Raw genomic sequence first — 16,566 nt, 5'->3', positions numbered from 1 at the left:
GCAGGAGTAAACAATATGACGTTCAAGCGTCCCTATGGCGCGGGACTGGCGGCTCTCGCAGTCGGCCTGTTCGCTGCGACCGCAGCCTACGCCGAGCCAACGGTCAACAAGGGAGACAACGCCTGGATGCTGACATCGACAGTGCTGGTGCTGTTGATGACGATCCCCGGCCTCGCGCTGTTCTACGGCGGTCTGGTTCGTTCCAAGAACATGCTCTCCGTTCTGATGCAGGTGTTCTACACCGTCTGCGTCGTCTGCGTGATCTGGGCCGTATACGGCTACAGCCTCACCTTCACCGGCGGCTCCGACTTCATCGGCGGCTTCTCCAAGGCCTTCATGATGGGCGTCACCACCGACACGAAGGCCGCGACCTTCTCGGTCGACGCCAACATCTCGGAGCTGATTTACGTCTGCTTCCAGATGACCTTCGCGGCGATCACGCCCGCTCTCATCGTCGGCGCCTTCGCCGAGCGCATGAAGTTCGCGGCGATCGCGCTGTTCGTTCCGCTCTGGGTGACGCTGGTCTATTTCCCGATCGCGCACATGGTCTGGTACTGGCAGGGTCCGGACCTGATCCAGGATGCGGCCAAAGCGTTGGCTGCCGCTACTGACGCGGCGGCGAAGACCGCGGCCCAGGCCAAGCTCGACGAGCTCAACGCCGATGCCGGCTGGATCTTCAAGATGGGCGCGATCGACTTCGCGGGCGGCACCGTGGTGCACATCAACGCCGGTATCGCGGGCCTGGTCGGCGCTCTCCTGATCGGCAAGCGCGTCGGATACGGCAAGGAGCTGATGGCCCCGCACTCGCTGACCATGTCGATGATCGGCGCCTCGCTGCTCTGGGTCGGCTGGTTCGGCTTCAATGCCGGCTCCAATCTCGAGGCCAGCGGCGGCGCTGCGCTCGCCATGACCAACTCCTTCGTCGCCACCGCAGCCGCCGCGCTGTCGTGGATGTTCGCGGAGTGGATCATCAAGGGTCATCCCTCCGTGCTCGGCGTGATCTCAGGCGCCGTCGCGGGCCTCGTGGCCGTCACGCCCGCCGCCGGCTTCTCCGGCGTCATGGGAGCGATCGTCCTCGGCCTCGTCGTCGGCGTGGTCTGCCTGTTCTTCTGCACCGTGGTGAAGAACGCGCTCGGCTACGATGACTCCCTCGATGTGTTCGGCGTGCACTGCATCGGCGGCATCGTCGGCGCCATCGGCACCGGCATTCTGGTCAACCCCGCGCTCGGCGGCGCCGGCATCATCGACTATTCGGCGATCCCGCCGAAGGTCGCCGATTACGACTTCGCCACGCAGATGCTCGCCCAGATCAAGGCCGTCTGCACCACGCTGGTGTGGTCGGGCGTCGGCTCGGCGATCCTCTTCAAGGTTGTCGATGTGATCGTCGGCCTCCGCGCCAATGTCGAGAGCGAGCGTGAAGGCCTCGACATCACCGAGCACACCGAGCGCGCCTACAACATGTGACCCTCTCCTCCCGGGCGCGGTCTCTTCGGGGACCGCGTCCACAACTACGGTTCGGGCACATACCCGGCAATGCCCTGACCGTTGAGGGGCTCCAGCGCAAGCTGGAGCCCCTTTCTTTTGATGGCTCCGCCTGCAGGCACCTCCGGGGGAGGGGGACCGTCCATGCACGCCGCTGTCTCCGGCCCCATTATTCCCGCTCTGGACGCGGGCGGCGGCCGATGGTTAATCGCGTCTTAACCTCGCCCTATCTATGGTGAACTGAACCGCTTCCCGCCGGCGCCTATGGTAGCGACCGGCCGTTCCAAGAGTACTGGCGCCCAACGAATGGCTCTGACCGCTTCATCCCGTGCGCCGCAGGGCGGTAATGGCTCCGACTCCGAACGCTCGCCCTTCGTCCGGCTGAACGAGCTGCTGGCCCCGCATCAGCCGGGCAAGCCCTTGATTTCGCTTGCGGTCGGCGAGCCCCAGCATCCCGTGCCCGACTTCGTCGGCCCGGTGCTGGCCAAGCACATCGCCGATTTCGGCCGTTATCCCGCGAACAAGGGTACCGATCCGTTCCGCAACGCCGCCGGGGCCTGGCTGTCGACGCGCTTCAAGCTGCCGCGGCCGCTCGACCCCGAGAGCGAGATTCTCGTCCTCAATGGCAGCCGCGAGGGGCTGTTCCTCGCCGCGATCGCGGCCGCGCGCTATGTCGGCCCGCGTCCGGGCAAGCCCGCGATCCTGATGCCGAACCCGTTCTATCCGGTCTACGGCGCGGGCGCGCTTGCGGCCGCTTGCGAGCCGGTCCATCTGCCGACCACGGTCGAGAACGGCTTCCTGCCCGACCTCGACGCGATCGACGAAGCGACCCTGGCGCGCACGGTGGCGTTCTACCTGGCTTCGCCCGCCAATCCGCAGGGCTCGGTGGCGAGGCCCGGCTACTTCAAGCGCTTGAAGCAGCTCGCCGACCGCTACGGCTTCGTGATCCTCAGCGACGAATGTTATTCCGAGATCTACACCCGCGAGGCACCCGGCAGCGCGCTGGAATGCGCCGGCCCCGACTTCACGCGCGTGGTCGCGTTCCAGTCACTGTCGAAGCGCTCCAACCTGCCGGGCCTGCGCGTCGGCTTTGCCGCCGGCGACAAGAGGTTCATTGGCATGTTCCTCGAGCTGCGCAACATCGCCGCGCCCCAGGTGCCGGTGCCGCTGCAGCATGTCGCGACGGTCGCCTATGGCGACGAGGCGCATGTCGAGGAGAATCGGCGGCTGTACCGGATCAAGTTCGACCTCGCCGACCAGATCATCGGCAATCGTTACGGCTATCGCCGGCCCGATGGCGGCTTCTGCGTCTGGCTCAACACCTCCGAGATCGGCGACGACGTGTCGGTGACGCTCAAGCTGTTCAGGGAAGCCGGCGTGCGCGTGGTGCCCGGCAGCTTCCTGGCGCGACAGCAGCCTGACGGATTCAATCCCGGCGCAGGCTATATCCGCCTCGCACTGGTGCAGGACGGCGAGACCACGGCGCAGGCGCTGCACCGGCTGGTCGAGACTCTGGGTTAGGCGGGGCCCGTGAGCATGTCGGCAATCGAACGCGTCATTCCTCTGGTCGGCCATCTGCCGCCCTCGATCCGCGAGGGGCTGGCGCGGCGCATGCGCGAGCTCGCCGGCCTCGGCCTGATCGCGCTGGCGGGCATCGCCGCGGCGGCGCTGATGACGTGGTCGGTGCAGGATCCCAGTCTCAGCCACGCGACCTCGCGGCCGATCCGCAACATCCTCGGCTATGCCGGCGCGATCGGCGCCGATCTCGCCATGCAGATCCTGGGGCTCGGCGCGATCATGCTGGTCCTGACCGTTGCGGTCTGGGGCTGGCGTATGATGACGCATCGGCCGTTCGACCGCGAAGCGCTGCGGCTCGGCTCCTGGATTCTCTGCACGGTGATCGCGGCAGGCTTCGTCAGTTGCTTTCAGCATGGCGGGGCCTGGCCGCTGCCGACCGGCCTCGGCGGCGTGGTCGGCGATGCGCTGGTGCGCGCGCCCGCGGTGATCTTCGGGCCGGCCGGTACGATCTATCGCATCGTGCTGGGCACGATCCTGTTCGCCGCGATGACAGCGACCTTCCTGATCGCCTGCGGCCTCGGCGCGCGCGAGCAAGACGACGAGATCGCTGAGGTCGCCGATGACGACAAGCCGCTCGACGAAGACGAGGAGAGCGATCGGGGTTCGGTCTCGCTGGGCTGGCTGTTCCATGCATTGATGAGCACCAAGGCGCGGCTGATCTGGCTGTGTGGTGCCGCCTACCGCTCGCTGGTCTCGAGCGGACCGAAGACCAAGTCCGCCCAGTTCAGCCGGCAGGAGCCGAATCTCGGCGGCGGCCGCTCGGCGCCGTCGATCTCGCCGCAGTCTCAAGACGAGGACTACGAGGACGAGCACGAAGACGAATTGGAGGACGAGGAGGAGGAAGAGGAGGAGCCCGCCGCGCGCGCCCCGAAGAAGAAAGCCGCGCCGAAGCCCGTTTCCAAGAAATCCTCCGACAAGTTCGACCTCCCGTCCGTCTCCATGCTGGCCGCACCAAAGGCCGGCGATCGCCAGCCGCTCAGCAAGGCCGAGCTGGAGAACAATTCCCGTTCGCTCGAAGGCGTGCTGCAGGATTTCGGCGTGCGCGGCGAGATCGTGAAGGCTAATCCCGGTCCGGTCGTTACGCTGTACGAGCTGGAGCCGGCGCCCGGCATCAAGTCCTCGCGCGTGATCGGCCTCGCCGACGACATCGCCCGCTCGATGAGCGCGCTGTCGGCACGCGTCGCCGTCGTGCCCGGCCGCAACGCGATCGGCATCGAGCTGCCGAACGCGCATCGCGAGAAAGTCTATTTGCGCGAATTGCTGGTGGCGAAGGAGGCGACCGACACGGTGGCGAAGCTGCCGCTCTGCCTCGGCAAGACCATCGGCGGCGACCCCGTCATCATCGACCTCGCGCGCACCCCGCACATGCTGATCGCCGGTACCACCGGCTCGGGCAAGTCGGTCGCGATCAACACCATGATCCTCAGCCTGGTCTACCGGCTGCGGCCGGACCAGTGCCGCCTGATCATGGTCGATCCGAAGATGCTCGAGCTCTCCGTCTATGACGGCATTCCCCATCTGCTCACGCCTGTTGTGACCGACCCGAAGAAGGCGGTGGTCGCGCTGAAATGGGCCGTGCGCGAGATGGAAGAGCGCTACAAGAACATGGCCAAGCTCGGTGTGCGCAACATCGACGGTTACAACACGCGCCTGCTCGAATTGAAGGCCAAGGGCGAGGAGCCGACGCGCACGGTGCATACCGGCTTCGACAAGGAGACCGGCAAGGCGATCTACGAGGAAGAGAAGCTCTCGCTCGATCCGCTGCCCTACATCGTCATCATCGTCGACGAAATGGCCGACCTGATGATGGTCGCCGGCAAGGACATCGAAGGCGCGGTGCAGCGTCTGGCGCAGATGGCGCGGGCCGCAGGCCTGCACGTGATCCTGGCGACGCAGCGTCCGTCGGTCGACGTCATCACCGGCACCATCAAGGCGAACTTCCCGACCCGTATCGCCTTCCAGGTCACCTCCAAGATCGACAGCCGCACCATTCTCGGCGAGATGGGCGCCGAGCAGCTGCTCGGCCAGGGCGACATGCTCTACATGGCGGGCGGCGGCCGCATCAGCCGCGTGCACGGACCGTTCGCCTCCGACGAGGAAGTCGAGAAGGTGGTGCGTCACCTCAAGACGCAGGGACAGCCGGAATATCTCGAAGCCGTCACCGCCGAAGAGCCGACCGAGGACGAGGACGGTGCCGTGTTCGACGCCACCGGCATGGGCGGCGATGGCGGCGGCGATCTCTTCCAGCAGGCGGTTGCGATCGTCAAACGCGATCGCAAGGCCTCGACCAGCTACATCCAGCGCCGTCTGCAAATCGGCTACAACCGCGCCGCATCGCTGATGGAGCGCATGGAACTGGAAGGCATCGTCGGTCCCGCCAACCATGCCGGCAAGCGCGAGATTCTGGTCGAGGAAGAAGACAGCCATATGTGAGGCGAGGAGCCTCTGAGCAACATTTCACGCAAATTCGATATCTGCTTTTGCCCGAAATCACGGTAAAAGGGCGCCCAGCCACACAGGACGACGCGTTGATCAGACATCCGGACATTCGATTCGCTGCCACCATCGCCGCGCGAAGCGCGCGCATGGCCGGCGTGCTTCTCGTCACCGCCGCGATGGTGACCGCTGCGTCGTTCGCGCAGACCGTGCCGGTGCCGAAGCCCGCGCCGAAGGGGCGTGACGGCGGCGCGACCGCCGGTGGGCCGGCCGTCACCGGCGCGACGCAGGCGCCGCCCAATCCGGTGATCCCGGATCCGCGGCGCAACGTTCCGAGCAGCATCTTCCAGACCTTCGACGCCAACCAGAAAGCGCAGGCGGCCAAGGTCAGCGCCTATCTGTCGTCGCTGCAGACGTTGGTCGGGAATTTCGTCCAGGTCGGTCCCGACGGCAGCAAGACGCAGGGCGACTTCTACATCCAGAAACCCGGCAAGGTACGCTTCGAATATGATGCGCCGAGCCCGATCGACATCGTCGCCGACGGATCCTCGCTCGTGGTGCGCGACCGCAAGCTCGCGACCCAGGACGTCTACCCGCTGTCGCAGACGCCGCTGCGCTTTCTATTGTCCGACCGCATCGACCTGATGAGGGACACCAATGTCGTTGGCGTCTCGGCCGACGACGTCTTCGTCAGCGTCACCATCGAGGAGAAGCAGGCCCTGGTCGGCACCAGCCGCTTGCTGCTGATGTTCGGCGCCAAGGACGGCCAGCTCAAGCAGTGGACCGTCACCGATCCGCAGGGCTACGACACGACGATTGCGGTGTACAATCTGGACTCGAGCAAGAAGCTCGACCCCAACATGTTCAAGATCGATTTCACCAATTACAACACGCCGTCGCGGGGTTGAGCGCTCCGCTGCCGTAGGGTGGGCAAAGGCGCTCTTGCGCCGTGCCCACCACCTCTCCTCACGGCCATCACGGTGGGCACGCTTCGCTTCGCCCACCCTACGAGAGCTCGCTGTGGACAAGCATTTTCCCCACGCCAATCCATGCTAAGACGCATTTCCTATGCGTCTTTCCCTGACAACCTGGAACATCAATTCGGTGCGGCTACGCATCGACCTGGTCGCGAAATTTCTCAAGAGCGCGCGGCCAGAAGTGCTGTGCCTGCAGGAGACTAAGTGCATCGACGATGCTTTTCCGCTGAAGCGCTTCAAGCGGCTCGGCTACGAGCACGTCGCGCTGAACGGTCAGAAGGGCTATCACGGCGTCGCCATCATCTCGAAGATCCCGTTCGAATCGAAGGACATCCGCACCTTCTGCGACAAGGTGGATTCGCGCCACATCTCGGTGTCGTTCGGTGAAAAGGCGGGCATCGCAAAACCACTGGTGCTGCATAATTTCTACGTGCCCGCGGGCGGCGACATTCCCGATCCCGCGCTGAACGAGAAATTCGACCACAAGCTCCGCTTCCTCGACGAGATGAAAGCGTGCGAGCCGCTGCATCCGCGCGGTGAGGACCGCCACATCCTGGTCGGCGATCTCAACGTCGCCCCGCACGAGAACGACGTGTGGTCGCACAAGCAGCTGCTGAAAGTGGTCTCGCACACGCCTGTCGAAACGGAGAAGCTGAAGGCGGCGCTCGCGGCCGGCGAATGGGTCGACGTCGCGCGCGAGCGCATCCCGATGTCGGAGAAGGTCTATACGTGGTGGAGCTACCGCTCCGCCGACTGGACCATCGGCGATCGCGGCCGCAGGCTCGACCACATCTGGGTCTCGCGCGCGCTGAAAGATGCAGTCAGCGATTTCAGGATTCTGCGCGATGCGCGCAGCTGGGAGCGGCCATCGGACCACGTGCCTGTGACGGTGACGCTGGAGGTGTGAGCCGCCCTCGTCATTCCGGGGCGCGCCACTTGGCGCGAGCCCGGAATCCATTCATCAACTGACTCTGCCGCTCAATGGATTCTCAGGTGCGCAATTGCGCACCATAGTTCGCGACTTCGTCGCGCCCCGGAATGACGAGTGGAGAGAGCTACGACGTCAGCTTCGCACCCGCCATCAAAATATCGCTGGCGATCTGGCTGGAGCGCACCGCGAACTCGTCGCGCAGGCGCACCGCCGCAGCGGGATCGCTTTCGAGCACGCGCTGGAACAGGCTGCGGGCGACGCGGATGACGGAGGAATGCTCCAGCGCGACCGCGCTCGACGGCCGCTTCATCGGCACCACCAGCGCGAGCTCGCCGATCAACGCGCCGGGACCGGCGATCATTTCGGCGCCGGCGCCGTCTTCAACCCGGAAGGCGCCGCGCTGGACCACGAAGCCGGCGTCGGCGTCGTCGCCGAGATTGAACAGCACGTCGCCGCGGACGAAATCACGCTGCTCCGAGCCGATCGCCAGCATGCGCAACGAGGCGTCTCCCAACAGGCGCAGTGTCGGGACACGCTCGAGAAGCGCTACATCATCGTCGATTGACATTCAGGTCCGAGGCTCGAAGGCGTGCGATCTAAAACGATTCGCACGCCATCGAAGCGTATCACGGCACCAGCTTGTAGCCACCGGCTTCCGTCACCAGGATCTCCGGGTTGGCGGCGTCCTTCTCGATCTTCTGGCGGAGGCGGTAGATGTGGGTTTCCAGCGTGTGCGTGGTGACGCCGGAATTATAGCCCCAAACCTCCTGGAGCAGGGTCTCGCGCGACACCGGCATCTGGCCGGCCCGGTAGAGGAAGCGGAGAATTGCGGTTTCCTTCTCGGTGAGGCGGACCTTGCGGGCATTGGCCGCGGTGAGCATCTTCGAGCCGGGACGGAAGGAGTAGGGTCCGACCGAGAACACCGCGTCCTCGCTGGCTTCATGCTGACGGAGCTGGGCGCGGATGCGCGCCAGCAGCACCGCGAAACGGAAGGGCTTTGCCACATAGTCGTTGGCGCCGGATTCCAGGCCCAGGATCGTGTCGGAATCGGTGTCGTGCCCGGTCAGCATGATGATCGGGGCCTTGAAGCCGCCCTTCCGCAGCGAGCGGACAACCTCGCGGCCGTCGGTGTCGGGCAGGCCGACATCCATCAGAACCAAATCGGGGGAATTGGCCTTCGCGGCGCTGGCGCCCTTGGCGCCGGTATCGACCGCAGAGGCTTCGAATTCTTCGTGTAGCGATAATTGCTCCACCAACGTGTCGCGCAGATCGGTATCGTCATCCACGATCAGGATCTTGCGGGCATTGGCCATGGGGGGTCATCCTTTTGGGGTCCGGCTCGGCGGCACATCCATGCCGCACCCAGCCGCGAGGGGAAGTTTAAGGTCGCCGTGATTATTGTTGTTCGTGTTGAAGTAGTGGGCTGTTACCGATTCACAAGCCAGAAGCACTCTAACTCAGAATAGCAGGACGTTTTGATGAATGTCCTGTAATGAATTCGACATTGCACGTTCACATGAAAAACAAAGCAGCTTCAGTCGGTTACATCAGGAATCGAGGCCCCGGGCCGCTCTCGGCGATCCGCGTTAAGCCTGCTGCCGGCAATCCGCGCCGAGGCTGGCTGACGGCGGGAGCGCTGACCATTCCGGTTGCGCTGGGGCGAGGCGGCATTCTCGCCAACAAGCGCGAGGGCGATGGCGGCACCCCCAGAGGCAGCTTCCGGCCCAGGCAATTGTGGTGGCGGGGCGACCGGCACAGCCGTCCCCGGACGTTCCTGCCGGCCCGGATGATCACCGGCGTGGACGCCTGGTGCGAGGATCCGCGGGACCGCCGCTACAACCAGAGCATCCGGCTCGGCGAGGGGCAGGGCGGCGACCGGCTCCAGCGCGCCGACCATCTCTACGACTTCATCATCGAGATCGACCACAACACCCGACCCCGCATCGCCGGCCGCGGCAGCGCGGTGTTCCTGCACCTTGCCCGCGACAATTTCGGCCCGACCGCCGGCTGCGTCTCCATGACGAAATCCGCCATGCTGCAATTGCTGCGGCGCCTGGGCCCGCGCACAAAGATCATCATCGGGTGAGGCACACCGCCGTCATTGCGAGGAGCCCTTGCGACAATATTGACAGCGTTCGGGCGGCATCCTCCCTCGCCAACGGCAATTACCGATGCCCGAAGATCGCGCTGCCGACGCGCACATGGGTGGCGCCGAGCATGATGGCGGTCGCGAAATCGGCGCTCATGCCCATCGAGAGATTCGTCAAGCCATTGCGCGCGGCGATCTTGGCGGTGAGCGCAAAGTGCGCGGCGGGCGGCTCGTCGACCGGCGGGATGCACATCAATCCGGAGATCGTCAGCCCGTAGGTGTCGCGGCAGCTTGCAATGAAGGCATCGGCCTCGCCCGGGGCAATCCCGGCCTTCTGCGGCTCCTCGCCGGTGTTGATCTGGACGAACAGCTGCGGGTGCCTGTTCTGGGATTCGATTTCCTTGGCTAATGCTTGGCAAATGCTCGGACGGTCGACCGAATGGATGGCGTCGAACAGCGCGACCGCCTCTTTCGCCTTGTTGGATTGCAGCGGCCCGATCAGATGCAGCGCGATATCGGGGTAAGCAGACGTTAACGCCGGCCACTTGGCTTTGGCCTCCTGCACCCGATTCTCGCCAAATACGCGCTGTCCTGCGGCGATAACCGGGATAATTGCATCCGCCGCGAACGTCTTGGACACGGCGATCAGCGTGACCGAGGCGCGGTCACGCTGCGCGTCCCTGCAGGCGCGTGCAATTTCGGCTTCGACCGCGGCGAGCGCGTTTGGTGAATGGCCGGTGACCGGCGCGACGTTGGCTTCCGTCATGACGTCTCTTGGTTGTGACCTTAAGCCCGAGTTAGGTCCAATTTTACCGAGTTCAAGAAACAGTTTTTGAACCCTTCGCTTTACCTTAGCCCGCGGGGTGGGTAGCGAAAATGGCAAGCGTCAGTCTCAACCGCAAGCGCGCGAAACTCAAGCAGGTTCTCGGTATCCGGGCGCGGCTTGCGTTGCTCGCGGTGATTCTTGTGACGCCCTTGATGATCGAGCGCATCCGTTCCCTCGAAGACACGCGCGCGCGGCAAGTTGCGCAGGCCGCGGCTGAATTCACCACGGTGGCGAGGCACAGCGCCGATGCGCAGCGCCAGGTGATCTCGTCAGTCGAGACCATTCTGAAATCGGAGGCCTTCATCCGCGCCTCCGCCGGCGGCATCAGCAAGAGCTGCGACGTGCTGCGCGCGAGCCTGCCGTCGAGCCTGCCCTGGATCCGCACGCTTCTGATCGCCGGCCAGGACGGCCGCATCCAATGCGCCACCAACAACATGTATGTCGGCCTCGATCTCAGCGACCGACCGTACTTCCAGCAGGCCCAGGAAACCGGCCGCTTCGTGCTGAGCGACTTCATCATGTCGCGACCGGTACCGTCGCCAACGGTGATGGCGGTCTATCCGGTCTCCGCCTTCAGCGGTGTGGCCGATGCCGTCGTGCTCGCCACCGTCAATCTCGACTGGATGTCGAAGGTCATGAACAATCTGGGCGGTCGCGCCGGCATCACTGCGGTGCTGGTCGACAGCGCGGGCACCGTGCTGGCGGCCGCGGCCGATCAGCACAGCGCGGTCGGCCGTCCGCTCGACAACATGCCGCTGATGTCCGCGATCGCCGACAAGGCGCTGCGCTCTGATCAGGATGAGGGTTCGCTGTCCTTTCTCGCCGCCGACGGCTCCCGCCGCGCGGTCAGCTATATCCGCATCGCCGGCACCAATGCCCGCCTGATCGCCAGCATCGACGAAGACAAGGTGTCCGCAGCGGTCAGCCGCGACATCCGCACCGCCTATCTGCAGCTCGCCTTCGTGCTCATGTTCGTCCTGCTCGGCGCGCTGATCGCCGCCGAAAAGCTCGTGATCAAGCCGATCGAGATGCTCGCCGACATGGCCAAGCGGCTCGGCGAGGGCGACCTGTCGGCGCGCGCCGCGCGCAATCGCCTGCCCGCCGAGTTCGTGCCGCTGGCCCGCGCGTTCAACGCGATGGCCGCGCAGCTGAGCCAGCGCGAGCGCGAGCTGATCGCAAGCAACGACCGCCTGACGGTGATGGCTTCGATCGACATGCTGTCCGGTCTCGCCAACCGCCGCGGCTTCCAGAGCCGGCTGGATTTCGAATGGATGCGCGCGCAGCAATATGGCAGCGAGCTGGCGCTTCTGATGATCGACGTCGACCATTTCAAGCTGTTCAACGACACCTACGGCCATCTCGAAGGCGATTCCTGCCTGACGCGGCTCGGCGAATCACTGTCCGGCATCGCCGCCGACACGATGGGCTTCGCGGCCCGCTACGGCGGCGAGGAGTTCTGCCTGCTGCTGCCGAACACCGACGTAACGCGCGCCGTCGCGATCGGCGAGCAGGTGCGTTCGTCCGTGCTGAGGCTCTGCCTGCCTCACATCACTTCGAACCACATGATCGTCACGGTCTCGATCGGCGTCGCCGCGACCAAGCCGAGCGAATCCTTGCGTCCCGGCGACCTGATCGAAGCCGCCGACGCCGCGCTCTACGCCGCCAAGCATCGTGGCCGCAACAATGTCGTCGAGCACGGCGTGCAGGCGATCGCGACCGGCACGGCCGAGATGATGATGGTGGCGAGCGCCTAAAGCGCTGGTCATCACCTCTCCCTGCTTGCGGGGAGAGTGAGCATACCGTCGCTGACCGCTAGCCCGCAGCCCCGGCGCGATCGAGCTCGATCTCCGTCACCACACGATTGCGGCCGCCGCCCTTGGCGAGATAGAGCGCACGGTCGCAGCGTTCGATCAGATCCGTGATCGCCTCGCCGACCCGGTATTGCGCCACGCCGATCGACACGCTGATGCCGGGCAGGGTCTCGCCGGTCGAGCGACGCGTGATCGTGCAATCTGCGATCGCGCGCCTGATCCGTTCGGCGATCTCGGCGCAAGCGGCCAGATCGGCGTCCGGCAGCACCGCGATCAGCTCCTCGCCGCCATAGCGGGCCGGCAGATCTTGCGCGCGAACCTTCTCGCGCAGGACCTTGGCCATCAGGCGCAGCACCTGGTCGCCGACACCGTGGCCGAAATTGTCGTTGAACGACTTGAAGTGGTCGATGTCGAGCATCAGCACGCTGAGCGGCTCGCCCCATTCCGCCGTCGTCTGCGCCTTGCGCAGGAATTCGTCGAGGGCCCGCCGGTTCGCCAGCCCGGTCAGCGTGTCGGTCCGGGCGCGCTGCTCGGATCGCGACAGCGAATCGCGGATCACGTCGAGCTCGCGGGTCTTTTCCGCAAAGCCTGCCTCCAGCCGCGTCGCCCGCGTGGCCGCCCGCGCCAGCTCGTTCATGAGCTGGGCAACCAGCAGCTTTGGATCGACGCCGGCCTTGCCTTGGTCGGCCACCTGGCTGATGACCTGCATCTGCGAATGATTGTCGGCGATCGCCGTCGTCAGAAACTCCTTCGCCGTCCCCATCAGCGCCTGCAGCCGCTCGGACGTGTCGACCACGACGGCACTCACCTGGGGCGCGACGTAGGTCTCGAACAGATCCTGATTGGTTTGGGCGTCGAAGGGACGATTGTGGTCGATCAGGAGATCGATCGCGTTGCGCAGATCGTCATGGCTGCCCGCGAAATACTGGAACCAGACGGCAAAGTTGGCCGGGGTCGGTGCAATCCGCTGTTCGGCCATGCTCCGCATTGCCCGCCCGGCGACGGACGCGGCATAGTCGTAATCGGGATCGTCGAAGCTGGAATCCATGTGCGGTAACGCGGCCTTGTCGGGCTGCAACTTGGCATCGACGCCTTAATCACACCCCAACGCGGACCCTCGTAGTTATGCGGAGGGGTCAAAGTTCCAAAACGCGGCAACCCATTGACCCCTTAAGGGCTTCTATGGCCTAGTCCGCCGTCTTGAGACGGCCGAACCACGAAAACCCAACGATTCCATGACCTCCGAACGCTATAACGCCCGCGACGCCGAACCGCGCTGGCAACGCCTCTGGGACGAGCAGGCGATCTTCGTCTCCAAAAACGACGATCCGCGGCCGAAATATTACGTGCTCGAGATGTTCCCCTACCCGTCCGGGCGCATCCATATCGGCCATGTCCGGAATTACACGCTCGGCGACGTGCTGGCCCGCTTCATGCGCGCCAAGGGGTTCAACGTGCTGCATCCGATGGGCTGGGACGCCTTCGGCCTGCCGGCCGAGAACGCCGCGATCGAGCGCAAGGTGGCGCCGAAGGCCTGGACCTACGACAACATCGCCGCGATGAAGAAGCAGCTCCGCTCGATCGGGCTGTCGCTGGACTGGTCCAGGGAGATCGCGACCTGCGACCCCTCCTACTACAAGCACCAGCAGAAGATGTTCCTGGATTTCCTGCGCGCAGGGCTTGCCGAGCGCGAGAAGCGCAAGGTGAACTGGGACCCCGTCGACATGACCGTGCTCGCCAACGAGCAGGTGATCGACGGCCGCGGCTGGCGCTCGGGCGCCGTTGTCGAGCAGCGCGAGATGAACCAGTGGGTCTTCAAGATCACGAAGTACTCGCAGGAGCTGCTGTCGGCGCTCGACGGGCTGGACCGCTGGCCCGACAAGGTGCGCCTGATGCAGCGCAACTGGATCGGCCGCTCCGAGGGCTTGTTGATCCGCTTCGCGCTGGATGCGGCGACGACGCCGGCCGGCGAGAGCGAGCTGAAGATCTTCACGACGCGGCCGGATACGCTGTTCGGCGCCAAGTTCATGGCGATCTCGGCGGATCATCCGCTGGCACAGGCCGCCGCCGCAAAGAACCCTGAGCTTGCGGCGTTCGTTGCCGAGATCAAGAAGATCGGCACCGCGCAGGAGATCATCGACACCGCGGAGAAGCAGGGTTTCGACACCGGCATCCGCGCGGTGCACCCGTTCGATCCCTCCTGGAAGCTGCCGGTCTATGTCGCCAATTTCGTGCTGATGGAATACGGCACCGGCGCCATCTTCGGCTGCCCGGCGCACGATCAGCGCGACCTCGACTTCGTCAACAAGTACGCTCTCGGCAACACGCCCGTCGTATGCCCGGAAGGCCAGGACCCGAAGAGCTTCGTCATCACCGACACCGCTTATGACGGCGACGGCCGCATGATCAATTCGCGCTTCCTCGACGGCATGACCATCGAGCAGGCGAAGGAAGAGGTGGCGAAGCGGCTCGAGACGGAGCTGCGCGGCAACGCGCCGGTCGGCGAGCGCCAGGTGAATTTCCGTCTGCGCGACTGGGGCATTTCGCGCCAGCGCTATTGGGGCTGCCCGATTCCCGTCATTCACTGTCCGAAATGCGACGTGGTGCCGGTGCCGGATGCCGACCTGCCCGTGAAGCTGCCGGACGATGCGACCTTCGACAAGCCGGGCAACGCACTCGATCATCATCCGAGCTGGAAGCACGTCACCTGCCCGCAATGCGGCGGCAAGGCTCAACGCGAAACCGACACCATGGACACGTTCGTGGATTCGTCCTGGTACTTTGCGCGCTTCACCGATCCCTGGAACGAGGCTTCGCCAACCACGCCTGCGGTCGCCAACCGGATGCTGCCGGTCGACCAATATATCGGCGGCGTCGAGCACGCGATCCTGCATCTGCTCTACAGCCGCTTCTTCACCCGCGCGATGAAAGCGACCGGGCATATCGCGCTGGACGAGCCGTTCGCCGGCATGTTCACGCAAGGCATGGTGGTGCACGAGACCTACCAGAAGGCCGACGGCAGCTATGTGCAGCCGGCCGAGGTGAAGGTCGAGGTCGGCGGCAACGGACGCCGCGCCACGCTGCTGACGACGGGCGAAGACATCGCGATCGGCCCGATCGAGAAGATGTCCAAGTCGAAGAAGAACACGGTCGACCCCGACGACATCATCGAGACTTATGGCGCCGACGTCGCCCGCTGGTTCATGCTGTCGGACTCCCCGCCCGACCGCGACGTGATCTGGAGCGACGAGCGCGTCCAGGGTGCCTCGCGCTTCGTGCAGCGGCTGTGGCGGCTGGTGAACGATGCCGCCACCCTCGGCAAGGCTGCGCCGGCGGCCCGGCCGGCCAGCTTCGGCCCGGACGCCACGGCGTTGCGCAAGGCCGCCCACGGCGCGCTGGACAAGGTCACCGCCGGCATCGAGCGGCTGCACTTCAACGTTTGCCTCGCCCATATCCGCGAATTCACCAATGCCTTCTCGGAGGTGCTCCAGCGCCCCGGCCAACCTGCCCCGGACCTCGCCTGGGCGATCCAGGAGGCCAGCCAGATCCTGGTCCAGCTGTTCTCGCCGATGATGCCGCACCTCGCCGAGGAGTGCTGGCAGGTGCTTTTTGAGAATGGTCTTGGCCGAAAGGGGCTGGTTTCGGAGGCCGATTGGCCGCAAATCGAACGCGATTTGCTGGTTGAAGACAGCGTGACCCTGGTGGTGCAGGTCAACGGCAAGAAGCGGGGTGAGGTCACAGTTGCAACAGCGGCCCAAAATCCGGAAATCGAGGCTGCCGTTTTGGCCCTCGATGCGGTAAAGCTGGCCCTGGACGGCAAGCCCGTCCGCAAGGTGATCATCGTTCCCAAGAGGATCGTGAATGTTATCGGCTAGGACCCGTATCGCAGCCCGCTTGCTGGCAGTTGCCGCGCTGGCGGCGCTGACGGCCGGCTGCTTCCAGCCGATGTATGCCGAGCGCAGCGACGGCACCCCGGGCCTGCGCGAGAAGCTGATGGGGGTCGAGCTGCCCCCGATCAACAAGCCCAATGCTTCCCGCGAGGCCCGCGTCGGCGTCGAAATCCGCAACGCGCTGGCCTTCAAGCTTTACGGCACGGCGACGGGCATGCCGCCGACCCACCGGCTCGACATCCGCTTCACCACCAGCCGCTCCTCCCTGATCGTCAGCTCCGCAACGGGATTGCCGACCAGCGAAAATCTCGGCATCGACGCCCAGTACAATCTGGTCGAAGTCGTAACCGGCAAGTCTGTGATGACCGGCTCGACCTTCTCGCGCGTGTCCTATGACATGCCGGGGTCCTATCAGCGCTTCTCGCGCACCCGCGCCGTGCGCGATGCCGAAGACCGGGCCGCCAACGAGATCGCCGAGAACATCACCACCCGGCTCGCCTCGTTCTTCACCGCGGGAACGTAATACGCTTCCGTCATTCCGGGTTC

13 protein-coding genes are annotated in these 16,566 nt (G+C 65.1%); 9 read left to right on the top strand and 4 right to left on the bottom strand.

Going from position 1 to position 16,566, the window contains the following annotated elements:
• The first annotated feature begins 15 nt into the window (after positions 1-15).
• From I6F09_RS26740 to I6F09_RS26720, 5 genes are all read left to right on the top strand, one after another.
• Positions 16-1,464 (top strand): ammonium transporter, encoded by a 1,449-nt coding sequence (locus I6F09_RS26740; RefSeq protein ID WP_036003055.1) that lies wholly within the window; start codon positions 16-18, stop codon positions 1,462-1,464.
• Positions 1,465-1,788: 324 nt separating this feature from the next.
• Positions 1,789-3,003, top strand: a complete 1,215-nt coding sequence (locus tag I6F09_RS26735; RefSeq protein ID WP_057025794.1) for an aminotransferase class I/II-fold pyridoxal phosphate-dependent enzyme — start codon at positions 1,789-1,791, stop codon at positions 3,001-3,003.
• A 9-nt stretch (positions 3,004-3,012) separates the two neighbouring features.
• Positions 3,013-5,493: a DNA translocase FtsK gene (locus I6F09_RS26730; protein ID WP_225189447.1), complete on the top strand. Its 2,481-nt coding sequence runs from the start codon at positions 3,013-3,015 to the stop codon at positions 5,491-5,493.
• A 152-nt stretch (positions 5,494-5,645) separates the two neighbouring features.
• Positions 5,646-6,404 carry an outer membrane lipoprotein carrier protein LolA gene (locus I6F09_RS26725; RefSeq protein WP_036003066.1) on the top strand — a complete coding sequence of 253 codons (759 nt, stop codon included), beginning with the start codon at positions 5,646-5,648 and terminating at the stop codon, positions 6,402-6,404.
• 160 nt (positions 6,405-6,564) lie between these two features.
• Positions 6,565-7,380: an exodeoxyribonuclease III gene (locus I6F09_RS26720; RefSeq protein WP_036003067.1), complete on the top strand. Its 816-nt coding sequence runs from the start codon at positions 6,565-6,567 to the stop codon at positions 7,378-7,380.
• 148 nt (positions 7,381-7,528) lie between these two features.
• Here the strand turns inward: I6F09_RS26720 and I6F09_RS26715 are convergent, their stop codons facing one another.
• Positions 7,529-7,972, bottom strand: a complete 444-nt coding sequence (locus I6F09_RS26715) for a cyclic nucleotide-binding domain-containing protein (protein WP_025033074.1) — start codon at positions 7,970-7,972, stop codon at positions 7,529-7,531.
• 58 nt (positions 7,973-8,030) lie between these two features.
• Positions 8,031-8,717: a response regulator gene (locus I6F09_RS26710; RefSeq protein WP_008142830.1), complete on the bottom strand. Its 687-nt coding sequence runs from the start codon at positions 8,715-8,717 to the stop codon at positions 8,031-8,033.
• A 203-nt stretch (positions 8,718-8,920) separates the two neighbouring features.
• Between I6F09_RS26710 and I6F09_RS26705 the strand changes: the two genes are divergently transcribed.
• Positions 8,921-9,490: a L,D-transpeptidase family protein gene (locus I6F09_RS26705; protein WP_036024277.1), complete on the top strand. Its 570-nt coding sequence runs from the start codon at positions 8,921-8,923 to the stop codon at positions 9,488-9,490.
• Positions 9,491-9,569: 79 nt separating this feature from the next.
• Here I6F09_RS26705 and I6F09_RS26700 read toward each other — a convergent pair whose 3' ends face one another.
• Complete coding sequence (locus I6F09_RS26700; RefSeq protein WP_036003069.1) at positions 9,570-10,259, bottom strand: YggS family pyridoxal phosphate-dependent enzyme; 690 nt, start codon at positions 10,257-10,259, stop codon at positions 9,570-9,572.
• 110 nt (positions 10,260-10,369) lie between these two features.
• On the opposite strand from I6F09_RS26700, the gene I6F09_RS26695 reads away from it, so the two are divergent.
• Positions 10,370-12,073 (top strand): diguanylate cyclase, encoded by a 1,704-nt coding sequence (locus tag I6F09_RS26695; protein WP_225189446.1) that lies wholly within the window; start codon positions 10,370-10,372, stop codon positions 12,071-12,073.
• Positions 12,074-12,131: 58 nt separating this feature from the next.
• Here the strand turns inward: I6F09_RS26695 and I6F09_RS26690 are convergent, their stop codons facing one another.
• Entirely contained in the window at positions 12,132-13,178 is a 1,047-nt protein-coding gene (locus I6F09_RS26690) for a GGDEF domain-containing protein (protein WP_225189474.1), read from the bottom strand.
• A 187-nt stretch (positions 13,179-13,365) separates the two neighbouring features.
• On the opposite strand from I6F09_RS26690, the gene leuS reads away from it, so the two are divergent.
• Both leuS and lptE read left to right on the top strand, forming a co-directional pair.
• A complete protein-coding gene (gene leuS / locus I6F09_RS26685; RefSeq protein ID WP_225189445.1) occupies positions 13,366-16,005 on the top strand; it encodes a leucine--tRNA ligase in 2,640 nt (879 codons plus the stop codon).
• Entirely contained in the window at positions 15,992-16,543 is a 552-nt protein-coding gene (gene lptE / locus I6F09_RS26680; RefSeq protein ID WP_036003091.1) for an LPS assembly lipoprotein LptE, read from the top strand. Before leuS ends, lptE begins: the two co-directional genes overlap by 14 nt.
• Positions 16,544-16,566: the final 23 nt, after the last annotated feature.

The sequence above is a fragment of the Bradyrhizobium sp. IC3195 genome (genome assembly GCF_020193585.1).
GTDB lineage: Bacteria > Pseudomonadota > Alphaproteobacteria > Rhizobiales > Xanthobacteraceae > Bradyrhizobium > Bradyrhizobium yuanmingense.
Note: the sequence above shows the minus strand (reverse complement) of the source record. Positions and strands in the feature narration are given on the sequence as shown.

Bases quoted from the DNA above. Each gene is read 5' to 3' on its own strand.
- I6F09_RS26715 (WP_025033074.1), bottom strand. From the start codon at position 7,972: ATGTCAATCGACGATGATGTAGCGCTTCTCGAGCGTGTCCCGACACTG.
- I6F09_RS26695 (WP_225189446.1), top strand. From the start codon at position 10,370: ATGGCAAGCGTCAGTCTCAACCGCAAGCGCGCGAAACTCAAGCAGGTT.
- I6F09_RS26740 (WP_036003055.1), top strand. From the start codon at position 16: ATGACGTTCAAGCGTCCCTATGGCGCGGGACTGGCGGCTCTCGCAGTC.
- leuS (WP_225189445.1), top strand. From the start codon at position 13,366: ATGACCTCCGAACGCTATAACGCCCGCGACGCCGAACCGCGCTGGCAA.
- I6F09_RS26725 (WP_036003066.1), top strand. From the start codon at position 5,646: ATGGCCGGCGTGCTTCTCGTCACCGCCGCGATGGTGACCGCTGCGTCG.
- lptE (WP_036003091.1), top strand. From the start codon at position 15,992: ATGTTATCGGCTAGGACCCGTATCGCAGCCCGCTTGCTGGCAGTTGCC.
- I6F09_RS26690 (WP_225189474.1), bottom strand. From the start codon at position 13,178: ATGGATTCCAGCTTCGACGATCCCGATTACGACTATGCCGCGTCCGTC.
- I6F09_RS26735 (WP_057025794.1), top strand. From the start codon at position 1,789: ATGGCTCTGACCGCTTCATCCCGTGCGCCGCAGGGCGGTAATGGCTCC.
- I6F09_RS26720 (WP_036003067.1), top strand. From the start codon at position 6,565: ATGCGTCTTTCCCTGACAACCTGGAACATCAATTCGGTGCGGCTACGC.
- I6F09_RS26700 (WP_036003069.1), bottom strand. From the start codon at position 10,259: ATGACGGAAGCCAACGTCGCGCCGGTCACCGGCCATTCACCAAACGCG.
- I6F09_RS26705 (WP_036024277.1), top strand. From the start codon at position 8,921: ATGAAAAACAAAGCAGCTTCAGTCGGTTACATCAGGAATCGAGGCCCC.
- I6F09_RS26710 (WP_008142830.1), bottom strand. From the start codon at position 8,717: ATGGCCAATGCCCGCAAGATCCTGATCGTGGATGACGATACCGATCTG.